The following is a 25,473-nucleotide window of genomic DNA, read 5'->3' on the forward strand; positions in this document are numbered from 1 at the left end:
TGGATACCTATTGATCTTATGGAACGGCCGCCATTGACGCCGATGACAGGACCAGCCACGATTCGTCTGTTAGTCCCGCGGGCACCGACTGGTAATCACTGGTGGCGACGGGCAATTCGACAGCAAGACCGTCTCAGCCCGTGCACAGACAGCAAGGTGGCGGGTGGTCAACTCAGTTCGGCACGACCCCGGCGGTGACGGCGGGTGCGGGCGTTTCCAAGCTGGCAACTGGGCGCATCGTTAGGTACGAGCCCGAGGAGTAGTTTAGCAGGTTATATTCCGCGCCAAGCTGATTCGGTTTTTGCCGGTTAGGTAAGGCTGTGGCCCAGTATACAACGAAAGGCACGCACACCCTGCTTCGTATGCAAGACCCCCATTGTTATAGTGTCACCCCCTGTTGAATTCTACGGCGTTGTCAGTACTGGCCGTGTTGTGTTACCGGAGGTTTGTACATTTTGACCGCGGGAGTGGTCCTGTTTGTAAATCACCGGATCGGGCCCGGAAATCGACCGCAGCGAGCACCTTATGGATGATAGCCCCATGGGCATCGACATCGCCTGAACCGATGATCATCGTGATCGCTCTCCTGACAGGTTAATGGCTAGCTGTCCAGGAGACGTCGCGAGGCTTGCTCTTGTTGCTCGTAGTTGTTGGCGCTGCGCACTAGGCCATCGCGTACCCCGTGCAGCATGTTCATATGTTGCGAACCGCCTGATTCATCTGCTCCATAGTGTTGTAGGAAGTGCCTGCGAAGTGCTACTCCAGCCAGAGTCAGCGATGCTCAGTAACGAAGCCCACATCTTAAAGGCCTCGCCCTCGACTGTTTGGGTGTGCATCTCAAATCGGCTCGCCATGTCCCGCATCGCGTATGGATCGGTTATAAAACGTGGTGCCATGTTGCTCTACTCTCTTGATTTTGCAGTTTATGAGTTTATCGAAATTGTTTGTATTTGTAAAAAATAGGTGCAGCGGGAACCGCATAACGGCTACATTACGGCCTAGAGGTTAACTAATGATCTCGAATGCATGGCATGTACATACCTACCTTTCACATCAAACCACGATCTGTTTGGGCATGACGATAAGCTTGAATCCTTACCGCGGCCCGGAATACATGCTGTCGCCCATGGCAGTCGCTGTCGTCCTGGGTCTACTCGGGCATCCCTGTGACCGATCCAGCTTCGTAGGATACGATTCAGTTACTGCTCTCTAGTGGAGTGGTAACCAGAAGCCAAGTTCATCGGAGATGGTCCCAGACTAGCTGGCAGGTACTGAATAGATCGCCCACTGAAGACGCCTCGCCTAAGCTTGTCAGTGCCGCCGTGTTCGCCAGGGCCACTTCTCCCGCGGCGGCCGCACCGGAAGCGCTAATCAACGTTACTGGCGAGAACTGCTGGCGCGACGACACCAAGTGCATATTCCAGCGACACGGTAATCGGAATGATGATACCAACATACCAAGCCGCAGTGACAGACTTGCTGGACACCATTAAATTAAATATCAATGGAGTGCACAAAAGACTGTTGACTGCATTCTCGAGAGTCTACATTTCTGGGAGCAAAAAGTTTCGTACAGTCGAACTAAGAGTAGGCGGATTAGCAAGTAACCACACCGCGTTTTGCCGGCTAGTGTAGAACGGAATGCAACCTCCTGGATTGTAGGATGCCCCAGGCTGGCTAACTGCGGCAGGTTGCAGGGCCGCCTCACCCGGATTAGTGTCCTGTTTCGCCGGCCTCAGCGTCTGAAGTGAGGAGGCCGCGTAGGTTATTCACGGTGGCGTCTTAAACCCCCATTTCGGCGTAGTGTGCCTCGGTGGCCATGATGGCTGGCTTAGTTGATAACCAGGACTTTTGTCTCTACCAAACCAGCCAGCAACGTCCTATTGGCGGTGACCACCTCCGGGTGTACCGTCGCCATAAACGTCTCCTAGTAAGCGTCTGCCGTCCTGGTGCTAAGCTAACTCACATATGGACATATGGTTGCGCTGTTGCTGATCCTGCGCAGGTCCATTGTTAGCCGGTCAACATGTTGCCGATTGACTCCCATGAGGCGGCTTGAAGTGCCCAATTCCGTGGCCACCGTCCTCGTCATTCCAGTGAGGTCTGCAGCAACCGGCTGCCGGACCGACGGGCAGTCACTAGCGTCAGCTGCAAGTAGACTGCCACACGATCAAGCGTGACATAGCGGAGGCCCAGTTCCCATTATTCATAGCTGAGGAAATTCGCCAAGTTACCCGTACAGGATCAACAGGTTGCCGCTGGCGCTGCTGACAGGGGCCATTGAACGTTGTGCCCATCTCGTTGACTAGTGAGATTAGGGCATCGATGGGTCCATAATGACCCGACACTGGCCGAGAATGCGTTGGCGGCTTAAGCGGTTCCATGCGTACTGGCGTGAGTCCCAAGGTGTTTATAAATTGCTCTTGAATTGCTTGGTGTCGGCAGCGAACTGCTGATAAAGAGCGCCGTAGGTGGCAAGAATCCCTGCCTGCAGGGCGGATACCTCGCAAGCGGCTTGGTACTGCAGGGTTCTGGGCGAATGTGCATGGGTTTTCCGCTGTCAGCTAACTTCCGATCGTTGCTAGTTGTGTCGCAACGGTGGCTAACTTTTCGAGTATCTCTTATTAAATTATAGAAATGAAATTAATTGTTCCCAAAATGTACGCTTTCGACTCAAATGGTTGGGCCGAATTTGTGTTTTCTTATGAGCCTCCGTGTATTGTCTTAAGGTCAGTGATCTACGTTTCCACAGTCCTGATCGAAAGATTCAGAAAAATGGTATCTACGACTTTCTTAGCGCTGACCCAGGCAGTTTTAACAAGCTCCGACCGGCTGGATAGGGCGGTATTATCTGGTTCCCATCGGAGGCACCGATTAATGGGCGTAGGGTGCGGATCGCTCGCTAAGCGAAGCTCTAGCGCACGTCGGGTAACGAGGCGACATCGCGTTGGGATGCGATGTCCCAGAAACGGCTGACGCACGCTAGATTCTTCGCCGGGCCCCCATAGCCCAATTGGCAGAGGCAGCGGACTTAAAATCCGTCAAGTGTCGGTTCGAGTCCGACTGGGGGCACTGTAGCATGCAAATTGAAGGCTGTGCCGATGCATCCGGACGTTGGGGCTAGGCTTGCGGTACTGTTGGAGCGGCGCAAGCGTCTATCTCAGCTTGTCTGCGAAGGTGATGGCTACGGGAGCATTTCGGGGAGTTGGTGACAACGACCGGTGTGGCAACTACATGGCGATCAGCTGGGCAACAGCAGGTGGAACGTTCTGTAAAAGGAAAACCAGCCGATTCCTTCGGAAATAGTTCAGAAACATGGAGCTATTTTTGTTTGTTATATTGGCATTGGTTCCAGGGTCGACCGCCAGCGTTATGTTGGATATATCGTTTTGCTGGTGGCGCCTGGACGTTCAGAGTTAGTTAGCTGGCGAGCGCGCCGGCTGCGCGGGGGTACTGGGGACTTAGGCTTGCCGCCCTGATCAGTGAAGTGTGTAAGACGTCTGAGGTGCCTCGACGGCACCAAATTAATATTGGCATACATGTGAAGGATCGGCCGTCGAGGGTGAAGCCCTTGCTATCGTAGAACGAGTAGAAGTAGTGCGCTCGATAATTCTTCTTAGCGCACCATAAGGCGACGTCATCTACGGACTGTAAGCGGAGAGCATTGTCAAGCAGGACGCTTCCGACTTCTCAACGTTGGTTTTTTACTGCGATGTAGAGCACGTTGATTTCGAGGTTATGGGGGTTCCCGGGCTCTGGCCCGAAGATGCTCATGCCAATGAGCTGGCCATCGTCCTCGGTAAAGTCACATTGACCACCTAGGTAGATTTAGCCTGTGGGCGTACCCATCGTAACTTCAGTTTTTTCACTGAAAATGTCAAGCACACAGGGTGTCAGAATTCCGGCGTAGGATTGTCGCCAACTCGGGTCAGTGCGTCTTCACGACGTGGTCGTAGTCTGCGGGCTCCGCTTGTCGGATCTGGATATCGCCGGGAATCTGTGTCACGCTAACTACGCTAGTTCCTCGGGTATCCGTTGGGACGGTGCAAACACTCGGTTACCGATAATCTGTTGGTCATGTAAGCGAAAGCGCTTGTCTGGCAACAGGTCATAGGGCTGTTTGGCCGCTACAGTGGCCGCACTGCTGTACCTGGACATCGAGGTGGGAGTCAATGCCCATGCACTGACCCAGTGTGGGCATGTTGTTTGACTTTGCTACTCGGATCGTCTAATGGGGTGTTAGTTGGTAACGTCTTTTCACCGGCTGAGATGTTGGTAGCATTGGCAATCACGCGGTCGCCGCTATGGTTGAGTGGCAGCGTCACCGGAAAGCGTCCACATGTGCTCGGAATCGATTATTGCTCAATCGTTTTTGGTGCTGACAATTTTGATATTTGTGCTCACCGAGTCGTTCACCACCAGCTGGATACAGCCGTTTAGCATCGACGGGATCTTACGGGTGGCACTCATTGGTCGGCTGACCGGCGAGCTGTTTGTGTGTGCTTTTGCGGCTGCGGAACGGCTGGACGACGTGGTAGAGACCCAGCTGTTCACCCGGATCGTTACGCTACTCACCTGAATCTGGGGTACCGCGTTAGCCGGCATGACAGTGTCGTTGGAGATCCCACCGATCGTGCAGGGCCTGGTGGGAACCCAAGTCACTATCCTGGACACCAGTACTCCGTTGTCATTTGTCTGCTACGGGGTTATTCTGTTTTGGCTGTTAAGTGTGGCGGTGCTAATGTCGCTTTTTCTGATTGATGGGAAGCTAGCCGTACAACGAAGTGACCATCGGTGAACTGTACTACCTCGCTCGGGGACATGCCAACCGCGAAGTCGACGCAGGTATCAGAGGGCTACGACGTGACGGTCGGAAGGATGGGAACGCCGCTGACCGGGGTCGATTCCCGAAAGTCGTGGCTCTAGATCGACAAGGAGCGCGAGTGGCGACAGCAGACAACACCCAACTCGGTACCGCCTACACCAAAACGTACCACAGCCGATCTGCCCCGAGGACCTGTTCCGCGCAGCCGCTTGGATATGTTGGTTGCGGCGGGGCACACCCGGACATCTGCGTGCGTTCCGCATTTTGTTGCGAGCAAACAAGGAGCACTGCTATGGACGCACTCAATCCAGATTCTATTTGCGGAGAAACAGGCATCATCACCAATAACGGCCGCGACCAAATTGAGGCGTATCGGGCCGAGCGTGTGTTGGCATTGAGCCGCACATCGATCGTACATGACCGTACGAACACCCTTTCTGCCAAGGATCATTAGGTGACATATGACCACCGAACATAATTTTTTGGGGAACTGTAACTGCCCTCAAATGGCCGCCGTGCGAGGAAGAATTGAGTCAGTACCGAATCGAGCTCACGGCTATCTTGGCTCCGCACAAGTTTTCGATACCATCACTGCGCGTTATGTGTTATAGGCACCCTACAATCCATATTACTATATTCTGATCCCGCTGGCGGATGTCCGCACAGAGTTTTTGTGCGAGGAGAACCATCCACGGCACGTACAGTTGTGCCTGTAGTGGTTACACTTGCTGTTTGGGGCCAGTTAAAACCAGCAGTCAGGCGCGCGAGTACCTTAGACATCAATGGTGACAGCTCCGTCGTGGGCGCCGTGTGATTCAACAGAGATCGATTGCGGTGTCTCGAAAAGGACGAGTCGATCTATAGGCCTCCACGCAATCCGTGTTCATGGGTCGACACTCTACGCTCGCAACCGCCATGTTCGGGTAGAGCTGGATAGTCATCTTCGCCCATGCTTGATCTCCTATTCTGCTATTCGCAACCGTTTTACCCACAAGGTATTACATCAATTCGGATAATATCGCCTTCGAGCACGTATAACCCAGCTCGATGCAGACGCTGTATCCATACAAGGGGACCACGGTGCTACTGGTCGGTGTGTGGGAGACACCGTGTATCCGGATCTGACGTGGACGTTACCACTATCCGTTATCGCTGTAACGCCGATCACTAGCCTAGTGTCCTTCTAAAACGAGAAGTTCGACATCATCGTTGATAGGTACGGCTCTACTGCGATCACGTACCCGGTTCAGCTAAATTACCGGTCGGTTGTTCGTCGTGCGGGTAAATCGATCGAACATGTCGCTCCGAGCCATCATTACCGGTAGCGCCACCTGCACCAGAGCGGCTACGGCAAGGTCTGGTTTTCCCCGGTGCAGAATCTGGATAGACAACGCCGTCTTGATGGTTAGCGGCGAAGAGTATTTGCGATATGGGAAAAGCTCGTTGACGTAGTCGTTTTCGGCACGGGCTCAAACGGTCTGATGATCGAATGTGCACTGGCATTGTGCGGCGTGCAACCGATGGTGCTGGATTGCCTCGCTGATGCCGGCAATGAGCGCAAAGCCAATGCCCTTGGCGACCAGATAGTTCGGATGATTGACATGCATGGGCTCTATCACGAATTCGGTGGTTGGCCTGGTTCACATCAGTGGGTTGCGAGTGGTGTGTGCATCGTGATTCTATTGGTTTATGCTGAGGCGCCAGGCAATCCGATCTCATGTGTTGCCGATCCACTAGCTGCAGTTAATGCGGCTAGTGGAGCACTTAGTCCGTAGTCTAGGCGCCGCTGTCCGCTGGCGTCACGAACTCACTCAATTGGTCGGGCACGGCAGTGTCACGTTGGTAGTTGTCGGATCCGGAAGAGCGTTGGGATCGAGTGTCCTGGGAGTACCACTTCTGTCGTTATTAGTGTCGGTGACGTGCCCATTCCCAAGCACCTCTGTGCTGTAGATAGCGTCGTCGGGTTTAGCGTACGCAGTATCGATATATCTATAAGCAGTACCCGATACACTTGATACCTGGGTTCGGTCGTTCGTCATCTGGGCACCGCCGATTCGAGCAAAGTGTGTTGATGTTCTTGCTAAACGTATAGCCGGGGCGCTCGCTGGTCGTGACGATAGAGTTTGGCGACGATCCGTTCCCCGGCAGGGCTGTCTTGAACCTTGTTGGAGTTCCAGGACAATCTATGTCGGATGCGTGGCGCCGATCTGCTGATGGAGCCTTCTGTGGCTACCTACTGTGTTGTGTCGAGATCAACGTTAGTGTTTTTTGGTGGGTGAGTTGTGATTGTGATCGGTGTAGTGCCGGTCTTGGTGAGTTGACCGGCACTACACCGATCACAATCACAACTCACCCACCAAAAAACACCGCGACACCCACCCACAACAGGACGCACACATAAACTACACTTCGCGGTAGCCAGCGGTGATAACTTTCAACAATTAAATAAAACGAACTTCAAACACAAGGAACCCAGCCCTTACAGGTAAACGTGTGGCCCACACTGTAAACGTCTCCCAGGACCACCGGAAGTACTAGTTAGGTCGAACGTGGACGACCTCAGCCATGTTTACGGCGCTTGACGCAACCACCATCCGGCACGTTCCGGAACAGAGTGCCGACACCATCGACAGGATCAACACGATCAGGCTCCACTAAACTGACCGCTGTTATGTTGTCTCCGATCGAAATGGCCACCAGCCAGAGCACGTAGCCGGTGGCCACCCCGCTGCTGGTGCCCACCACGATTTCGGGGGTGTCGCTGCCAAGCAATCAGTTGTCTTCAGCCGCCAAGCCGTTAATGCTGCTCAGAAGTTGATCATATGGCCGATCAGGCCGTGAAAGCACTCCTGCAACGCCTCTGACATCGTCGGATGCGTATGCACGTTGCGAACCAGCTCAGTGGCCGTCAAATCCCATTTCTGCGCGAGCGTGAGCTCCGGCAGTAACTCGGACACGTCATGACCGATTATGTGCCCGCCCAACAGCTCCCCATACTTGGCGTCCGCAACGAGCTTAACGAAACCGCTAGGGTCACCCATGCCGTGCGCTTTCGCGTTGGCGGTAAACGGGAACTTAGCGACTACGACGTCATAACCCCCGTCTCGGGCTTGCTGCTCGGTCAGCCCGAAGCTGGCTACATTCGGTTGGCAGAACGTCGCGCGCGGCATCATACGGTAGTCACCGAGCGCCAAAGTCTCTGCGCCGGCGATAGCCTCGGCCGCAACCACACCTTGGGCCTCGGCAACGTGGGCCAGCTGCAGTTGGCCGGTAACGTCGCCGATGGCATAGATATGCGAAACATTGGTTTGCATATAGTCGTCGATGCCTATGGCCTTGCCTTCGGTCAAAGCTACCCCGGCCTTGTCCAGTCCGTAGCCGTCGACGTTGGGCGCAAACCCGATGGCCTGCAACACTTTGTCGGCCTTCAGTTCTTGGGATTGTCCGTCCTTGCTAACAGCCACCAAGACATGCGAACCGTTGTCAGATATGGACTCCACTTTGGTTCCGGTCAGGATCTTGATGCCCAGCTTCTTGAACTGCTTCTCGATCTCCTTAGACACATCGGCGTCTTCGTTGGGCATGGCGCGCGACAGGAATTCCACGATCGTCACGTCGACGCCGTAGTTCTTCAGGACGTAGCCGAATTCCATACCGATGGCCCCTGCACCGACGATGACGATCGAGCCAGGCAGCTCCCGGGACAGGATCTGCTCCTCGTAGGTAATCACGTTGGTCGACAGCAACGTGCCAGGTAGCAGCCGGGTGTTGCTGCCGGTGGCGATGATGGCGTTGTTGAACGTGACCGTTAGTGGAGTTTCAGGGCCGCCATCCGATAATTCAACGGACAACGTGTTGGCGTCGGTAAATCTACCGTAGCCGTGTATCTCGGTGATCTTGTTCTTCTTCATCAGGAAGTGCACGCCGGCGACGCGACCCTCGGACACCTTGCGGCTACGATCGTAGGCAATCCCGTAGTCGAAGCTGGCGTCGCCGCTGATGCCGAAAGTCTTCGCCTCTTTAGTGAAGATGTGTGCGAGTTCGGCGTTATGCAATAACACCTTGGACGGGATGCAGCCGACGTTGAGGCAGACTCCGCCCCAGTACTTGGGTTCGACGACTGCTGTGCTCAAGCCAAGCTGTGCAGCACGAATGGCAGAGACATATCCGCCCGGACCGGCTCCGAGCACAACGACATCATAGTGAGTCACGACTGTTACCCTAGTGGCTGACTAGGCGGTGACCTGGGAACGGGTCACGCGAGTACTCGAACTCGCGAATCAAGATCGTCTGGGCCTCAGTACGGAATGACACCCAACCAGACAGTGGCCGATCCGTTCGTAGTTGTAGTTCATAGAGAGGCGCCAACGCAGCGACGACGGCAAGCGGGTCCTGACATCACCGCAAGCACCAGCGCCGTGATCAGCCGGCTTGCCGGGTACCAGCAACACGCCTGCCAGGGTGCATTCGACGACATAGACCAATACCATAAATAGCCGCGCTGTCTTGTCAATCGTGTGATATTACCAATACAACTCGGGCGAGCCCGACCTCCGTGACAGCGCTTCATACACCGAGGAGCACCGTAACCAACTTCCACCACTTCAGATACTGGTCCAGACCTGGTGTTGCCACCGGTACGGCAGCCAACTCGGCCACTAAATCCTCGTCGCCAGCCACTGCCAAGTCAGACTTCTCCAGACCGGCGTCGAGTGGCAGCGGCTGCAATCCAATGCTATCAAAATCAAACTCGAAAAAGGACTGACTCCTTGCCGATGTCGATAGCCGGGACGAACGGTTCGTTTCCCGGGCCGGGTTTGCGATCTGGGTCGACGTCTTCGTCAGCCAAGAGACGTCACTTCGATAGCCGCGAGCACATCGAATCAATCTGGCGCCACCGCGAGGATGAATGAACCCAGAATCGCTACCCATCGACGCCCGGAAAACAGAATCAGCGGCATACCAGTCACACTGGGAATAATGCACACAAGGGCAATGACGACGTCGGGCCGGATCTTCTGATGAATCAACCCGGTGCGCGCCACTCCCGTCAGCAACCCGACCGTGCTTCCGATCAGCAGCGTGCCGGCCAGTCAAGGGGAGCGCGGTCCACGGTGGCGACCGTACTGCGGTTACCAATGACCGGTGCGACCGTATGCTCCAAGTGCACCACCTGACCACACACTAAGGGCCGTTCGTGTTCCCTGCGTAGGCATTACCGGTGATGACCGGTGTGGTTCTGCGACGGCGTTTTCTTCGCGCCGGTGACAACCTGACCGCTACTGAGGAACCGCACGTCCTCCGGCGCTTCCAGACTGAACACACCGCCGCCCCAGGACAACATTGAGGACCAGCTAGGTGCTTTTGTCTCCTTGATCGTGGGGGCTTCGTGCTAAGGACTATGCTGTTCCTGCAATCAGGCCAGCAGCGCTGCGGCAGCCGTGATGGCCGCCATCGGGTAGGGTGGTTTTATACGGAACCGTAAGAAAAATACCAGCGCCTCGTCCGAGTAGGACACCAGTAAACTCTTGGTCTGTCGGTAGTAATGGTTCAGCATTATTTTACGTCTCGCGGCCGAAACCAGCCTGTTTGTAGCAGCTGAAGCCCACATGGGCGGGATGCGCAGTGTAGCAGTTGATCCACACTTGGCTGGCTTGAATGTCCCGGTCGGCTTGGTAGGCGATATTGCCGTAGCGGCTCCACATGCCAGGAGCAAGACCATAAAGGGTATAATTGTCGATACTGATAACGTGGTTATCGGTGAACGGTGACGTTGCGACCACCGGCCTGAAGAATTCCTCCTGGAAGATCTGTATTCTTGGTCTTGCCGGCGAAGATCGTCGATTGCACAAAAACCCGTAGGCTAGGTTCTCGCCCATATAGGCGTGATCGCCACTGGTGATCAGGGTGGCGCTCTCGTCTTTGTTGATCTGGATGTGGGACGACACCTTCTCTAACTAATCGTTGGAAGCCTGAGAACTCGGCATCGCTTCGGTGTCCAACAAACCGACCTGGACCGCTTTGGGTCGGATCGACGCCAGCTCCGGAAACTCGTCATAGATATCGGCCTGCAATCAGGCTGTGCGATGGGCAGGTGCACATTTCGCCTTGGTTGAGGGCACACACGGTGGATCCCTCGCGCGACGTTTTATCGAAGATGGTGCCGGTGATCGACCATCATGTTGGAGAAGAAGATATTCGGGCTCTTGCCACCGACTTCCAGACCGCCCGAGCTACCGGCACCGGTGTTTGTTCAGTCGGTTTGAGCTCCACCGTATTGCCTGGTGCCAGTTTCCAGGCACCCATCAGTATGGGAAGTTCCACGGAATGATCTTCCCCGCTACGCCGAGCGGTTCACGTAAGTGATAGGTGACAGTGTCCTGGTCGATCAACGACAGCGAACCTGCCTAGGCGTAGATCGCTTCGGTGAAATACCGGAAATGGTCTGCTGCCAGAGCGATGTCAGCGGCCAGAACCTCCCGGATAGGGGTACCGTTATCCCAAAATTCGGCTAGTGCTAACGTGGCTATGCGTTATTCGATGCAATCGGCGATCTTGTTAAGAATCGTTGTCCACTCGGTAAAGGCGATTTTACCCCAGGCCGGTGCAGCGTCGAGCGTCTTTTCGATGTCAGCCTCGCCCAGATTAGGCTACTTAGCAAAACGTCTGTTCGGTCACCGACGTCGGATTCTAGACATAGCGAACCTCGGTGGACGCCATAAATTTGGTCCTCCCTAAATTTTATCGTACCGAGATTCATGCGACATCGGTGCCCCAGCTTAGCCCAGACGTGGGAAAACAATCATCGGTTCGGCTCCTCGTTTACTGGCAGTACCAAATTCCAATGCCAAAGATGTAATATAATGCATATCGCTGTCGACGCCACCGTGTCTTCCATGACCTCGGAAGCCGCTCGGACATCAGCATCCCACAACCTGTCTCTGTGGTTCGGGGGGAGGATCACCGGCGTGAAGGCACTGGATTGGGTGCGCGCGCAACGGACCGACACTGGCCGATTTGTGCGATGCGGAGTCGAACTGATGCGCACCGAGGTGCTCGACACCCGTACCCGGATCCTGTACGTGAATCGTCGCAGTGAATACCTAATACAACTTCTGGCGCGATGCCACTAACTCTCGCGGGCTGTGGCGGCGCATCACGCTCAAGAGTTACCATACCCCGATTCCTCCGAGTGTGACGTGCTGATCGATATCGATGAACTATGGCGAATTGACGATGAGAAATGGGCGTGGGCTAGTACCGGCGTCATCGCACCCGACCACACGCGGACGCCGATCAGTCCCTCTCGAGTCGGCGTGGATGCATCGTTCGTGCGTGAATTTAACATGCTGACAAGCGAACCCGTAGCCCAGGGGTTCGAACTACCGGATAGCTAAATCAGATGCAACCTGGGACGACCCCAAGATAACGTGCTGGTGAGCAACGGCTTTGGCGCTGACTCACTTACCGATTTCGGCTATCCGCGAGCGATCAAGCGATGGCGTCGTAGCACGCCCTTGGCCGATGCAAAGACCGTCTTCGATGGGGTAACTCCGATGTCCGCCTCTTTTGCGTCCGTCGATCGAGCGCTGGGCTTCGCACGCACCTTCATGGGACGAGCGCTCGCTTTACGGAATTATGAGCTCTACGAACTGCGTGGCTCGTTGCTGTCCGCTAACTATGACGAATTCCTCCACGAAACAGTAAAACTGCGCGTGGTGTTCGCTCTCTAAGAGCACACCTCGCTAAACTATGCTGCATGGATCCGTGACCAGCTGTTGATCGTTACGTTCACGGGACGGGGCCAGCCGCGTCGAAATCGCTCCATCAGATAGCTCGCAACGCGAACCATTGCCCGGTATCCCGGCCACGACCAACACCGTCATCGTCGCCGCGGACGAGCATGGCGACGAGTTCTTGTTCGACTCCAGCCGACTCAACACACCCTCTCGATTAATGCGCTGCGCGTGCAACGAACAACTAGATCAGGCAAGTCCACACTAGCTTTCTTAGAAGCTGAAAAACTATCGTGGCAAAAATATTTTGTGCTATCATCAGGATAGCAAGTTGATTCTGTACCTAGTGGTTTGGCCCGGATACATCAAACAGCCGGGCCCGACACTGTTCGACGGCTATGGCGGGTTTCAAGATCATCCAGCACACAGGGATATAGGGGCGTGCTGGGTCAGCTGTGGCTGGACCACGAAGGTCGACACAAGTTTGCTGAGATTTCGTTTCTTTGACAACCGATTTGGTGAATCGCGGTATCGCAGATGTCGAGCAGTTCAACGCACGCGGTGGCAGCACCGGCGGGTTACTGATGGGCATCATGCGGACCAAATACCCAGAAAAGTTCGACACTCTGGTCTCTGAGGTGCCACTGCTGGACATGCACTACTACCATCGCCTATTGACCAGCGTTTATTAGATAGCCTACCATGACGACTCGCACCACTGGGAGTTCATCGCTTAATCCTCTGATTTTACTAGAGCATTTCAGCGAACCGGCATTATCCACTGGTGCTGTTCATTACTTCCACCGCGACAACCGGGTGCATACTGGCCATTCCCGCAAGATGACCGCGGTCCTCCAAACAGTCGGATCTGGTACTACGAAAACATCGCGGGCGGGAACTCAGGTGGGGTCGAAAACGAGCAGGTCGCGTTTAAGGCGGTGCTCAGTTACGCATTCCTGTACCGCATGCTAGGGGTTGACTTGCGCAGCACATCGCGGCAAGGAGCTTTACCAGCAAGTTCGGAATTTACTTTGCTGCTATGACTTCGGCGGCGGATTCCAGCAACGGGGGCGAAGGCATGATGATGTACGGACAATGAGATCCAAGCGAAGATTTCGCTATACTTAGGTCTCTGTGAAGTTAAGTTCATGGCTATGTGGCGAGCCTGTAAGACGATGATCACTCAATCAGAAGCAAAATTGGTGCGTCGACATAGCTAGCAACTACACGACGACCGCTACTCATATAGGCAGATGTAGAATCTAACCTAACTGACAGAATGATCATACCTGCTCGGCCTTGCCGAAGTAAAGCGGCACCCGCTTACGAGCTGGCCGTTGACCGGTATCCAGTCAGCCGACGTCAAGCTGATAAACGAATCGGTCCCGTTCGAACGCCTCGAGGCTTGCGTCCCCGAGATCACCGCTGAGCTGGAACGCATCCCGTCGCCGCGGTTATGGGCACCGAGGTTAATCGTTAATCAGGCGCCTGCGAAAACATGAGCCTAGCGTCTACCCAGATGCTAGGCGGCATTCTGGATGGCCTGACGCGCAACACCCCCGACGCGCTCGACTTCATCCACACCACCGAAACCCAATAGGGTGCAGATCGCGATCGCACGCCTAAACGGCCTGTTGGGCAATTACAGCCAGGTCGCACCCAAGCTACGGCCGGACCTCTCACATGTCTATTGTTCCTGATGATTACAAGATCAGACTAGTAACCTGCTATCGAGACACTACTTCAAAGCCCTGAAAAGGGTTACACTAATCGTTATGTCTCGGCTGAGCACCAGCCTACGTAAAAGCACTGTTTTTCTCGTTCTTGGTATCACCACTGTGACCTTTCCGAAGATTGTCGTTGCCGACGGTTCCACGGAGGATTTTCCGATCCCCCGCCGGCAAATCGCTACCACCTGTGATGCAGAGCAGTATTTGGCGGCAGCCAGGGATACCAGCCCGATCTACTACCTGCGGTACATGATCGATATGCACAACAAGCCGGCTGACATCCAGCAAGCCGCGGTCAATCGTATCCATTGGTTCTATTCCTTGAGCCCCGCCGGCCGCAGGCAGTATTCCGAAGACACCGCGACAAACATCTACTACGAGCAGATGGCCACGCGTTGGGGAAATTGGGCGAAGATTTTCTTCAACAATAAGGGCGTTGTTGCCAAAGCCACCGAGGTGTGCAACCAGTACCAGGCCGGAGACATGTCGGTGTGGAACTGGCCGTAGTCATGCTCTAATCGCGATTTTGCGCTGTACCTGCCGAGTTGGACCGATTCGTGTTGCTCCCCAATAGGAGGACAACGTAATTATGCTATGCGGCCTGCGTCCTCTGGGTCAACAGGAAAGGTGTAGCGGTTATCATGCCTTGGTCCGCTTGCCGAACTGCTTGCCACGAGGATTTAGAGTACACTTATCACGGTTATCGGTTATGGAATCGCGACCGGCTCCGCGCCGATGCAGCTCCGTGCGGGCCAGGCAATGCTTGTCACATGAGCCAAGCACCTGGTAATCGGATCCCTGACACGCTTGCTTTCCTCGATTGACATCAGCTCACTTGTCAACCCGGAGCAGGCTGCACCAACCGGGCCACCCAAATATCGTGCACCGGCACGCCGTAGATGAATGCAACAATCCGAATGTGGACCTGGGCGGAAACATCGCCGACATCTTGTACATTGGCCACGTGCGCAGAATGAGACTCGCCACCCTGCGGCAGGTCAGTAAACTGGCTCGCCACCAGGATGCATACTGTCTGACGTGCAGGGCACCGTTGCACGATCTGTGTGACATTATCAGCAACACCTGCGGTTAGCCAGCCGACATAGTTTTAACTGCACTTAGTGTCATTTAGTGCAGTGTGGCTGCTAGGAACCGATCGGTGTTTGCCGGTGCCGCCCATCGAACGGATGATGCCGGTCTTCAATCCGGCCTGGATTTCCTGTTTGAACCGCGACACCAGCAGCAGGTTGTAGTCAGATCCCACCGCCAACAGCACGATAACCGACATTGCAAGCACCAAATAGTGCAATTCGATACCGAGAATGTGTTGCCAGAGTAACACGGACAGTCCAAAGGACGCGCCCAGTGAAAGCGCGACTGTACCCACGATAACAGCGGCGGCTACAAAGGCTCGGGTAATGATCAGCATGATGATGAAAATCAGGCAAAGCGATGAAATCCCTGCTATCACGAGATCCCAGTTAGCGCCCTCGTCGATGTCCTTGAAGACGGCCGCTGTGCCGGCCAGGTAGATCTTGACGGCCTCCAATGGGGTGCCCTTGAGAGCCTCCTCGGCTGCCGTGCGTATCGCGTTGATACTTGCGATACCCTCGCCGGTGGCGGGATCCCCCCGATGCAAGATGATGAAACGAGCCGCGTATCCATCCGATGACAGGAACGATTGCATCGCGCGCTTGAAGTCGGCGTTCTTGAAAACCTCGGGCGGAAGGTAAAATGAATCGTCGTTTTTAGCAGTGTCGAATGCCTTCCCCATCGTGTTGGCGTTGTCGCTCAGCTCGTTAATCTGATCAAAGATCCCAGACATGGTACTGTACATGGTCAGCATGACGGTGCGCATGCTCTCCATGCTTTCGATCATCGGCGGGAATTGCTCCAACATTTGCGGCATCAGCAGATCCATGTTTTTGATGTCACCAACGATCGAGTTCAGTTTCTCGTCGATCTGGTCCACGCCGTCTAGCGCATCGAATATCGATCGAAATGACCAGCATATTGGAATGTTGAAACAATGTCTTTCCCAGTAAAAATAGCTACGAATCGGCCGCCAGAAATCATCAAAATTCGCTATTGCATCACGTAATTGGCCAGTAGTTTTTTGCATTTCTATAGTGTCACTTAACATGTTGTGAGTATTTTCTGTGAGCAGCGTCATCAAGTGGTACATACGCTTCATCGAAGCAATCGTTTCGGCCATATTTTCAGCCTGTCTAAGAATGTCGTTCATCCGATCACGTTGGTACTTCATGGTTTGTACTTGGCCAGCATTTTTCATGCTTATCTGAAATGGTATCGAAGTATGATCCATTGCCGTTCCGTCGGGTCTGGTTATCGCCTGGACCCGAGAAATTCCTGGAACACGGAAAATTCCCTTGGCTAGCTTGTCTAGGATCAGGAAGTCGGCCGAATTTCGCATATCATGATCCGACTCGATCATTAAAATCTCGGGCTTCATCCGGGCCTGTGGGAAATGACGGTCTGCGGCCAAAAAACCTTGGTTGGCGGGAATGGATGCGGGAAGATACGCCCGGTCCTTGTAGTTAGTCCGGTATCCGGGCAGGGCCAGCAGGCCGACCATGGCGATAGCGCAGGCGGTGGTGAGAATGGGCAGTGGCCAGCGGACCACCACGGTGCCGATCCGTCGCCAGCCACGTACCTTGATCAGCCTTTTGGGTTCAAACAGGCCGAAACGGCTGCCGACCGTCAGCACCGCCGGTCCGAGGGTGAGTGCGACCGCCACGGCGATGAGCATCCCTACCGCGCACGGGATGCCCAAGGTTTGGAAATAGGGCATCCGGGCGAAGCTGAGGCAAAACGTCGCCCCGGCAATTGTCAGCCCAGAGCCTAAAATGACGTGGAAAGTTCCCCGGTACATAGTGTAAAAGGCCGCTTCTTTGTTTTCGTTGGCCTGGCGGGCCTCCTGGTAGCGGCCAGTGATAAATATCCCGTAGTCTGTGCCGGCCGCGATGGCCAAGGATGTGAGCAGATTTACCGCGAAGGTGGACAGACCGATGAGCCCAGTATGTCCGAGCAACGCGACGACTCCCCGCGCCGCCGCTGATTCGATCCCGACCGTGAAAAGCAGCAGAATAACGGTGGTGAACGATCGATAGACGAGCAGCAACGTCACCAAAATCACGATCACACTCGTTGCGGTGATCCGGATCATGGATTTGTCGCCGCTATGATGCATGTCCGCGACCAAGGCCGATGCTCCGGTGACCCAAGCCGTTATCCCGGGAGGTGCAGGCGTCTGCACAACGATTTTGCGGACAGCATCGATTGATTCTTGAGCCAGCACCTCACCTTGGTTACCCGCTAAACTCAATTGGACATAGGCAGCCTTACCGTCATTGCTTTGGGCGCCGGGCGCGGTAAGGGGATCCCCCCAAAAGTCTTGAACGCTTTGCACGTGCCTGTCTGCCCGCAACCTACGAATCAGGCTGTCATAGAATCGGTGAGCATCGTCACCGAGTAGCTTATCGCCTTCCAGGACGATCATTACTACACTGTCAGAGTTTCCTTCGTTGAAGGCCTGACCCATCTTTTGAATCGCAATGTACGACGGCGCATCCTTAGGGCTCAGCGACACTGAACGTTCTTGCCCGACGTCCTCTAGTGATGGGACGAAGACACTAACGGTGACGACAATGGCCAGCCATGCCAAGATGATCGGTACCGCAAATCGGTGGATCATCCTTGCGACGAACGGTCGCTTGGCATGGGTGTCTAGGTCGTTCGCGCATTTGGTCGTCACGCGGACTTCACCAGGCAGTAGGTGTAGGCGTTTACCTCGTTGGAAACTCGTTCAGCTTTGACCACGCCGTTCACGATTATCCGACAGCCGATACTATCGGTATTGCCTTGAACCACGAGGTTTCCCATCACTGCGGCCAAGGTAGTGGTCATACTTAACGACCATGGCAATTGTGCCCCATCTATTCGCTGAGGATCGGAATTGACGTCGAAATAGCTGATATCTGCGATTGTTCCGGGTGGGCCGAAGACCTCGTAAACAATCTGCTTGGGGTTGAACGGCTTGTTGCTTACCAGGTTGCTGTCTGCGTAGGATTCGCGTTTCTCGGAGGCGAAATAACTGTGGACGCGGTACACTACGAACCCCCCGACCACGAGCACTGCCAGGATGACAAGTGGAATCCAAATCCGTGACAACAACTTGAAAATTGGCATCCCCTTACTCCGTTGGCGTTTGGACATTGGCGGCCCGTTGTCCGCTTAATCAAGTTCAACTTCAGATCGTCGCGCCGGACCACCCGCACCACAAGATCAGACCGCCACAGCTCTGGTGGTGGTCGGTCCGAGCCGAAGGCGTTTTGGCCGGAGTGCAATCAAGTCTTGCGAAAGTAAATCACGAGGCCTACCGTTGCCTCCCTTCCTGCTGCACCCTTGGCACTGTAACGCATATAATGTACGTAAAAGTAAACCTGCTGCTCTGATGGCAAATCATGCTCGCGCGTAACGCAAATCACGCGCTGGACGTCATCCTATGGTGGTAACGTAACTTACGTTTCAGAGCGCCCTTAACGAAAAAAACAAGCGTCAACGGGCGGTGGCGCTCGTGGAAGCCGCACACTCGCTGGCGCTTGAGTCGGGTGTGACGTCGATGACGCTGACTGCTGTCGCCGGCCGTGCCGGAACTCATTACCCCGCGGTGTGCTGCTACACCTCGCCGCCGAGGGTTGGATACGGTGTGTGAAACGTTGGCGAAATCCGGTCCGATGTCACTATCGCGGGTCGCTGAGACGTTGGCCAACGGTCTGGCCGCTGATCCGCTGTTCTGCGATCTGCTCGCCAATCTGCACCTGCATCTTGCAGTATGGGGTGGACATCGCGAGATAGTCATCGAGGGCACGTGGACCAGTACCACTGCCGTGATCGCCTTGGCGGACGCAAGCCAGCACGCGCTCGGGCGTTCTGGTGCATTCGACATCCTGTTAGCCGCCTATTCTCTGGCGGCTACCATGTGGCAGATCGCATTCCCCCGGAGCGGCTCACCGACGCTTATGCCGAGGAACCGGAGGCCTCCCTACCCAGAGTGGAACCTTAACTTTGCCACCGCGCTGACTCAGCTTCTCGCTGCTACTTACATTGGCCCCATCGCCGGATCGCAGGGAGCAGAAACAGACATCGTGCTGTGACGAAGCAAATGGAAGTTGATAACCGGTGCCTTGCGCGACGTACAGGTGAAGGGCATGTTCGTGGGTTTTCCGATCTGGGACAGGAACAGTTTCGGCAAACGCCAATGCGGGGGCGAACTATGGTTAAAGCGGTCGAAAAGGCGGCAGTGAAGCGCCCGATAAGTGGTAAAGTGATCGGGTGGTCAAGATTCCGGCTGCTGCCGCGGTGCGAGAATGTGGATCCGTGATTGTGGTTGCGGCAGCAGAGTTTCGGTGTTTATCGATTCAGCAGTTTCTTCGGCACTCACGACAACCGGGTGGTTACCAGCGGCCATTTCCGATGACAGCAAGCAGTTTAATCACAAACACGTAGTTTACTAGGTTTATGGCCCTGCCAGGACTGTAACCAACGTCAATTATATAACTATATCTGGACATCAACGCCCAACGGTAGCAGGTAAGCAATGCAGCTGCTGACCTGGACGCTTTCGGTCAACCACGACATTTTCTTCGGTAAACCGTACCGCAATCGTCGGGAAAGTACATACGGTGTCGATGAACCCCAACGATGCACCTGCCATGCAGGCGATTAAGCGTACCGGACAAATGTTCAACGAGTTCAACACCGACAGTGCGATTATGATCGTTCTGGAAGACGGTACAACCGCTTGGCGATGGGGCTCGCCACCATAACAATACGGCGAGTTGATCTGGAAGCCCTTGGCGGACAAAAAGCATGTTCAGCACGTCCAAGATTGCTGAGGGCCCGTTGACGGTGGCCGGGTCGCTAAGCTCGGACGACAAGGCGGTCTATATACAGGTGTATCTGACCGGTCAACAGGGCGAGATCGTAGACAACGGAGTCTGTCCAACAAATCGTGAACGGCACGCCAGCGCCGTCGGGCATCTAAGGCCTACATGACCGGTGGTGCCTACCCTCCGCCGATACCGATTAGTCAACGGAGGGTAGGCACGAGGGGTTTAACGAGTCACGATGATCACCTTCCTAGTGAGCATTGTTATGTTGCTTTTTGTCTACTGTTCTTTTGTCCAAGTGATTCTTATCCTCGTGATGGTGGGAATTGCGCTCATGGCTGCCCGGCAAGTTGTCGCTTTCCCAGCTTGTAACAACACCATTGGACTGTAACAAATTTCGCGAACAAATTTCGCGGTAAATCTGCTTGTATCGCTGACCATTGCGCCGTGAACTGACTATACCCTATTAGATTAGTCCTTAGGTGATATCAAAAGGCATTCACTCTTGGTGAGGACTGGGAAAAACTTTCTACACCATGTTCCATGTAACTGTGCACGTTGCCATCGGTTCAGGTCTGTCAATTGCCGGGGCGACGTTTTGCCTCAGCTTCGCCCGGATGCCCTATGTCCGGACGCTCGGCTTGCTGTGCTCCGTAGGAATGCTGGTCGCCGTGATCGCGGCTATTACGCTGGAGCCGGGCGTCTTTACTATCAACCTATTGACAGTTTTTCATTTAATTAGACCCCAAACGTAAAATACGGACCCGTGGATAGCAACAGATTGAGTATTGTCACCATTCGTCGGCCTGGGACAATTTTTGCTGTGTCTATCGTGATTGCTCTTATCAGGTTGCTCTCTTTGCCTGGGTATAAGACCAATTACGACACTCTCGAGTATTTTCCTACCAGTACCAGAAAAACATCTGATTTACCATCTGTTCCTGAAATTTTTTCAGACCCGGATAAATCCGGAATTGCTAATAATCGAGACCGATCACGACATATCGCAACACGGCTAATACGCTGATGTTGGACCGGATCATCAGGGGGCATTCACGATATTCTTGTGTGTCCAGGCGATAACTAGACCGGCTGGGAACGTCGACCGAGCAAATGTCCATACCATTCTAGATCATCATGAAAAACACGACACAAATCGAGAATCGTCCGTATCTGCACTAGCGCATGACGGACTTTCTTGAAACAAGTCTACGCGATGAAATAGTCTATACTATACGATGCAGCGCATATATTGTATCGATATCGAAAATCGCCACAACCATCACGCCATGCGGAAATCATTATCCGAAATAAAATAATTTCCGTTACCAAAGAACGGTGGGTAACATCGATGATTTCTGGCGGCCGATTCGTAGCTATTTTTACTGGGAAAGACATTGTTTCAACATTCCAATATGCTGGTCATTTCGATCGATATTCGATGCGCTAGACGGCGTGGACCAGATCGACGAGAAACTGAACTCGATCGTTGGTGACATCAAAAACATGGATCTGCTGATGCCGCAAATGTTGGAGCAATTCCCGCCGATGATCGAAAGCATGGAGAGCATGCGCACCGTCATGCTGACCATGTACAGTACCATGTCTGGGATCTTTGATCAGATTAACGAGCTGAGCGACAACGCCAACACGATGGGGAAGGCATTCGACACTGCTAAAAACGACGATTCATTTTACCTTCCGCCCGAGGTTTTCAAGAACGCCGACTTCAAGCGCGCGATGCAATCGTTCCTGTCATCGGATGGATACGCGGCTCGTTTCATCATCTTGCATCGGGGGGATCCCGCCACCGGCGAGGGTATCGCAAGTATCAACGCGATACGCACGGCAGCCGAGGAGGCTCTCAAGGGCACCCCATTGGAGGCCGTCAAGATCTACCTGGCCGGCACAGCGGCCGTCTTCAAGGACATCGACGAGGGCGCTAACTGGGATCTCGTGATAGCAGGGATTTCATCGCTTTGCCTGATTTTCATCATCATGCTGATCATTACCCGAGCCTTTGTAGCCGCCGCTGTTATCGTGGGTACAGTCGCGCTTTCACTGGGCGCGTCCTTTGGACTGTCCGTGTTACTCTGGCAACACATTCTCGGTATCGAATTGCACTATTTGGTGCTTGCAATGTCGGTTATCGTGCTGTTGGCGGTGGGATCTGACTACAACCTGCTGCTGGTGTCGCGGTTCAAACAGGAAATCCAGGCCGGATTGAAGACCGGCATCATCCGTTCGATGGGCGGCACCGGCAAAGTCGTCACGAACGCTGGGCTGGTGTTCGCGTTCACGATGGCATCCATGGTCGTCAGCGACCTGCGGGTGATCGGGCAGGTAGGTACCACCATCGGCCTGGGTCTACTGTTCGACACGTTGATCGTGCGCTCGTTCATGATGCCCTCGATCGCTGCCCTGCTGGGACGCTGGTTCTGGTGGCCGCAACAGACCCGCACTCGGCCGTTGCGGACCGCGGCTGCGCTGGTTGAATCCCATCCAGAACGTTCCTTGGCTTACAGCGACTAAATGGTGTGACCACTCTTCGGGCATCAGTGTCCGTCGCGGTCGCCGCGGCCCATCCGTAATCTCACCCGATCCACATAGCAGCTATACACACGATCGCGCTAAATCGGATTTTGGGTGGCCTGACCACAGGAATGTCGCCGTGCATCTTGCCGATGCTTTCGGTGGTGTTTTTGTCCAGCTTAGACAGCACTCAAGCTAGTACCCGCGGCGGCCGTCAGGCAACGCGACCTATATCTGGTGTGATCGCCGATCTAGTCTGCAGCTTCAGCGTGTTCACTTTGACCGTGTCTGCGCTATTGTTGGGTCTGCATTTGCCCGCAGGACATCAGCTGATTAGGCCGGCCCTGGGTGACGTTGGTGCCTGATCGACCGTGGATTGATCTTTCCGCTACTGCAATGCTTGGTTGAGTGACTGTTTGCTCGCCTGTTTCCAGGTCTAACACAGAGCCAATTCGGTTTAAAAACAAACGGTTTTGGGATGTTCCTAACGTTGGGCGTGCTGTACGTGTCGTGCGCCGGGCCGGTACTGGCCGTGATCGTGGTTGCCGGTGGCACAGCATCGATTAGGTTGGCAAGGCTCGTGCTGGCGTTGGTGTTCAACCCGTCCGCGATGCTGCATCACGCCGCCCCTGACTGCACGGTCGCTACGCAGAAAGGCATCGGCGCCAACGACATCCAGCACAAGCTGAAGTTGAGCAGCGCAGTAACAGAGTAACCGGCCGATTGCATTGGACGGCACCTACTAGCTGCAGCAATGTGACCTGGATCCGGCCGTGAGCGGCATTACCCAGTAGCTCAATCCCCAGAGCGGAGCTTCGATCGACCTCGTGTCGTTACAGGACAAGTATAGTCTTGGCCGACTCCTGGGTGTACTCTTACATCAACTGTCATCGCTCCATCGGCCACTTGGTCGACTGGTACAACCGATATTGCGATGACGGGTTCCCGGTCATTGGGCTGTATACTTTGAAGTGCGCCTTCAAACTGGTAGCAAGCAACATGGCCATCGATATTTCAGGATTACATATAAATTACCCGTGCGCACTCAACAACAATTACACCACGTGGATGCACTACCAGAACCTGTATTGGCCCACGGAATACCTGATTTAAACGACGGGAACGTTGCGCCACACCACGTTCGGCGAAGGCGGCTACAACGCCATCGAAGAACTGATCCGCCAACTGCTTGTAGCCGCTAATCCGGATGCTCGATTGCCAGACCAATACAGTCATCAGCACCATCCCGGACATTAAGCTCACGCCCTATACCTACCTGGGTGTTGGTAAAAGCGGAAACTACGGCGGCCAAAACAAATATCAAACGGGCAGCGCAACATCCGGGTACCCGGCCGAGTTGACCTACTATGCATTCTCTTTGCGCGGTACCTGGTATTTTTGGCGACCAGGATGCCATCGTCGACATCGACGATGCCGCCATTCGGCTGAACTATACGGCGGAAACCGTCTTCGCTGACCGCTGGGCTGTTGTTCCTCGAGCGTCGCATCATCGCACTGCGACAAGCGCATGTACTCGGGCACGTCTTTACCCCGTTAAGCACATCTTTTGGTGCCACGACTGCGACAACCTGATATGCCATGTGGTAGCTGAGATGCACAACACCTACGGTGAACGCTACATCTTTCTTATTACCATCAGCCAACCAACCTATGTTGACGGCCAAACCTGCTATGTTTTTCCCCGTTTCAATCAGGCGGATGGCTATTTATTTGGTACGAATGCGACAGCAAGGTCCACATCACCGTCACGTTGCACCATCACCACCGGTCGACGTTTATGGCCAGCCTGCACGTCAACCGACAACGACCCAGCAGGTAACGTTATCACGCAAATCATTTCACCTCTGGCACCGTTGTCAGTGGTGACGCATAGACGGATCCAGGGAATCACATTGTGGTTAAGTAGATTTCCGATGGTGACCTGTCGAACGACCTGTGCGCATAGTTTTTCTATCAGGCCGTGACGTAACTCATGCGCTCTATTTACCCAATTGCCAACTCGAACACCCCGGTGGCACGATTTGGCTGTAACTCAACGACGCAAGATCGACCTTTTGCTCGACATGGCTGGAGTACAATGCTGCAGCCAGGTGCTCGAACTAGGAGCTGGGTGGGACGAGCCGGGCATCCGCGCTGCCACTCGCGGGTCTTACGCCCGGTCATACCTTACTCGTCGAGCAGCGGCCCCTGACGTGACAACGGGTAGCCATAGCCGGGTTGTCGTATCGAGTCCAGATTGGCCTGCGCTATTACCGCAATGTCGACAGATGCTATGACTTGCTAGTGGTCCTTGGTCGTTAGAACATTGAGAGTGGTCTTGTGGGTTTTAGGCTGCGTTCGGTAGGAGTCGATGTTTTCGTCGGTGTGGACATTATTACATGGGCGCGGTATTTCGTCACGCTGGACAGGCTGGTAGGCGAATATCGCGATCAAGGCGATCACTATGCCGCACAACCTGATTCTGGCCGTGAAACATACTTGGATTCATGAAGTACATCTTACCTGGCGTCCTACCACCCTTCTACGAAGGCCATCGTCGGTATCACCCATACGGCATACCTGGGTGCGTATAACGTCGAAACCTTTTGACTCTGGCTTGGTTAGGTTCATGTAGCCTCTATATGCATTGTGCAATTGGTTTTTCGATGAGGTGTTCAGGAAGAGTACGATCTGTAACGTAGTATATGCGAGGTCGGGCTATTTAGATTTCTGCCAGT

The 25,473-nt window shown here is 54.3% G+C and carries 19 protein-coding genes, 1 tRNA gene and 7 pseudogenes; 17 read left to right on the forward strand and 10 right to left on the reverse strand.

Annotated features, from left to right (window positions below; genetic code table 11):
- Nucleotides 1–601: 601 nt before the first annotated feature.
- A pseudogene (locus MLPF_RS01490) lies at nt 602–896 on the reverse strand (WXG100 family type VII secretion target).
- Nucleotides 897–2,998: 2,102 nt separating this feature from the next.
- On the opposite strand from MLPF_RS01490, the gene MLPF_RS01495 reads away from it, so the two are divergent.
- The 6 genes and pseudogenes from MLPF_RS01495 (at nt 2,999) to MLPF_RS01515 (ending at nt 6,600) form a co-directional block, all read left to right on the forward strand.
- Nucleotides 2,999–3,072, forward strand: a tRNA-Leu gene (locus tag MLPF_RS01495).
- A 624-nt stretch (nt 3,073–3,696) separates the two neighbouring features.
- Nucleotides 3,697–3,822, forward strand: a complete 126-nt coding sequence (locus MLPF_RS15430; RefSeq protein WP_272946058.1) for a hypothetical protein — start codon at nt 3,697–3,699, stop codon at nt 3,820–3,822.
- Nucleotides 3,823–4,339: 517 nt separating this feature from the next.
- Nucleotides 4,340–4,579, forward strand: a complete 240-nt coding sequence (locus tag MLPF_RS16780) for a hypothetical protein (RefSeq protein WP_237755930.1) — start codon at nt 4,340–4,342, stop codon at nt 4,577–4,579.
- Between the two features lie 24 nt (nt 4,580–4,603).
- Nucleotides 4,604–4,798: a hypothetical protein gene (locus tag MLPF_RS16785; RefSeq protein WP_045842367.1), complete on the forward strand. Its 195-nt coding sequence runs from the start codon at nt 4,604–4,606 to the stop codon at nt 4,796–4,798.
- Between the two features lie 488 nt (nt 4,799–5,286).
- Nucleotides 5,287–6,079: pseudogene (locus MLPF_RS01510) on the forward strand (DUF427 domain-containing protein).
- A gap of 173 nt (nt 6,080–6,252) precedes the next feature.
- Nucleotides 6,253–6,600 (forward strand): FAD-dependent monooxygenase, encoded by a 348-nt coding sequence (locus MLPF_RS01515; RefSeq protein ID WP_272946059.1) that lies wholly within the window; start codon nt 6,253–6,255, stop codon nt 6,598–6,600.
- A 784-nt stretch (nt 6,601–7,384) separates the two neighbouring features.
- On the opposite strand, the gene MLPF_RS01520 is transcribed toward MLPF_RS01515, so the two are convergent.
- The 5 genes and pseudogenes from MLPF_RS01520 to MLPF_RS01540 all read right to left on the reverse strand — a co-directional run.
- Nucleotides 7,385–7,597, reverse strand: a complete 213-nt coding sequence (locus MLPF_RS01520; RefSeq protein ID WP_236685207.1) for a hypothetical protein — start codon at nt 7,595–7,597, stop codon at nt 7,385–7,387.
- 35 nt (nt 7,598–7,632) lie between these two features.
- Nucleotides 7,633–9,036 (reverse strand): dihydrolipoyl dehydrogenase, encoded by a 1,404-nt coding sequence (gene lpdA, locus MLPF_RS01525; protein WP_045843791.1) that lies wholly within the window; start codon nt 9,034–9,036, stop codon nt 7,633–7,635.
- Nucleotides 9,037–9,391: 355 nt separating this feature from the next.
- A complete protein-coding gene (locus MLPF_RS01530) occupies nt 9,392–9,553 on the reverse strand; it encodes a hypothetical protein (protein WP_156147280.1) in 162 nt (53 codons plus the stop codon).
- Nucleotides 9,554–9,708: 155 nt separating this feature from the next.
- Nucleotides 9,709–9,918, reverse strand: coding sequence for a putative holin (locus tag MLPF_RS01535; protein WP_175266494.1), 210 nt, complete (start codon nt 9,916–9,918; stop codon nt 9,709–9,711).
- A gap of 392 nt (nt 9,919–10,310) precedes the next feature.
- Nucleotides 10,311–11,463 (reverse strand): annotated as a pseudogene (locus MLPF_RS01540) (aldehyde dehydrogenase family protein); the annotation flags it as partial.
- A gap of 225 nt (nt 11,464–11,688) precedes the next feature.
- On the opposite strand from MLPF_RS01540, the gene MLPF_RS16790 reads away from it, so the two are divergent.
- The 6 genes and pseudogenes from MLPF_RS16790 to MLPF_RS01570 all read left to right on the forward strand — a co-directional run bounded on the left by MLPF_RS16790 (nt 11,689) and on the right by MLPF_RS01570 (nt 14,798).
- Nucleotides 11,689–11,958 (forward strand): hypothetical protein, encoded by a 270-nt coding sequence (locus tag MLPF_RS16790; protein WP_236685206.1) that lies wholly within the window; start codon nt 11,689–11,691, stop codon nt 11,956–11,958.
- 66 nt (nt 11,959–12,024) lie between these two features.
- Nucleotides 12,025–12,222: a hypothetical protein gene (locus MLPF_RS16795; RefSeq protein WP_237756044.1), complete on the forward strand. Its 198-nt coding sequence runs from the start codon at nt 12,025–12,027 to the stop codon at nt 12,220–12,222.
- A gap of 33 nt (nt 12,223–12,255) precedes the next feature.
- Nucleotides 12,256–12,558 carry a hypothetical protein gene (locus MLPF_RS16800; RefSeq protein WP_237817230.1) on the forward strand — a complete coding sequence of 101 codons (303 nt, stop codon included), beginning with the start codon at nt 12,256–12,258 and terminating at the stop codon, nt 12,556–12,558.
- A 506-nt stretch (nt 12,559–13,064) separates the two neighbouring features.
- Nucleotides 13,065–13,253 (forward strand): prolyl oligopeptidase family serine peptidase, encoded by a 189-nt coding sequence (locus MLPF_RS16805; RefSeq protein WP_237756043.1) that lies wholly within the window; start codon nt 13,065–13,067, stop codon nt 13,251–13,253.
- Between the two features lie 594 nt (nt 13,254–13,847).
- Nucleotides 13,848–14,261: pseudogene (locus MLPF_RS01565) on the forward strand (Clp protease/crotonase-like domain-containing protein); the annotation flags it as partial.
- Between the two features lie 75 nt (nt 14,262–14,336).
- Entirely contained in the window at nt 14,337–14,798 is a 462-nt protein-coding gene (locus tag MLPF_RS01570) for a DUF5078 domain-containing protein (protein ID WP_045843787.1), read from the forward strand.
- A gap of 331 nt (nt 14,799–15,129) precedes the next feature.
- Here MLPF_RS01570 and MLPF_RS01575 read toward each other — a convergent pair whose 3' ends face one another.
- From MLPF_RS01575 to MLPF_RS01585, 3 genes and pseudogenes are all read right to left on the reverse strand, one after another.
- Nucleotides 15,130–15,309 (reverse strand): hypothetical protein, encoded by a 180-nt coding sequence (locus MLPF_RS01575; protein WP_045843786.1) that lies wholly within the window; start codon nt 15,307–15,309, stop codon nt 15,130–15,132.
- Nucleotides 15,310–15,453: 144 nt separating this feature from the next.
- Nucleotides 15,454–18,066 (reverse strand): annotated as a pseudogene (locus MLPF_RS01580) (MMPL/RND family transporter); the annotation flags it as partial.
- Nucleotides 18,063–18,527 carry an MmpS family transport accessory protein gene (locus tag MLPF_RS01585; protein WP_045843784.1) on the reverse strand — a complete coding sequence of 155 codons (465 nt, stop codon included), beginning with the start codon at nt 18,525–18,527 and terminating at the stop codon, nt 18,063–18,065. The gene MLPF_RS01585 and the pseudogene MLPF_RS01580, both read right to left, overlap by 4 nt.
- Nucleotides 18,528–18,879: 352 nt before the next feature.
- Between MLPF_RS01585 and MLPF_RS01590 the strand changes: the two are divergent.
- The 4 genes and pseudogenes from MLPF_RS01590 (at nt 18,880) to MLPF_RS01605 (ending at nt 23,450) form a co-directional block, all read left to right on the forward strand.
- Nucleotides 18,880–19,468, forward strand: a pseudogene (locus tag MLPF_RS01590) (TetR/AcrR family transcriptional regulator).
- A gap of 510 nt (nt 19,469–19,978) precedes the next feature.
- A pseudogene (locus tag MLPF_RS01595) lies at nt 19,979–22,735 on the forward strand (MMPL/RND family transporter); the annotation flags it as partial.
- Nucleotides 22,736–22,887: 152 nt separating this feature from the next.
- Nucleotides 22,888–23,100 (forward strand): hypothetical protein, encoded by a 213-nt coding sequence (locus tag MLPF_RS01600; RefSeq protein ID WP_162196985.1) that lies wholly within the window; start codon nt 22,888–22,890, stop codon nt 23,098–23,100.
- A 113-nt stretch (nt 23,101–23,213) separates the two neighbouring features.
- The gene (locus MLPF_RS01605) at nt 23,214–23,450 is read left to right on the forward strand and encodes a hypothetical protein (RefSeq protein ID WP_050039339.1); all 237 of its coding nucleotides are present in this window, start codon (nt 23,214–23,216) and stop codon (nt 23,448–23,450) included.
- 305 nt (nt 23,451–23,755) lie between these two features.
- On the opposite strand, the gene MLPF_RS01610 is transcribed toward MLPF_RS01605, so the two are convergent.
- Nucleotides 23,756–23,971, reverse strand: a complete 216-nt coding sequence (locus MLPF_RS01610) for a hypothetical protein (RefSeq protein ID WP_175266488.1) — start codon at nt 23,969–23,971, stop codon at nt 23,756–23,758.
- 131 nt (nt 23,972–24,102) lie between these two features.
- Between MLPF_RS01610 and MLPF_RS16810 the strand changes: the two genes are divergently transcribed.
- Nucleotides 24,103–24,720, forward strand: coding sequence for a DUF1365 family protein (locus MLPF_RS16810; RefSeq protein WP_420329653.1), 618 nt, complete (start codon nt 24,103–24,105; stop codon nt 24,718–24,720).
- Nucleotides 24,721–25,473 lie beyond the last annotated feature (753 nt).

Origin of the sequence: Mycobacterium lepromatosis, from assembly GCF_000975265.2 — a bacterium.
Taxonomy (GTDB): domain Bacteria; phylum Actinomycetota; class Actinomycetes; order Mycobacteriales; family Mycobacteriaceae; genus Mycobacterium; species Mycobacterium lepromatosis.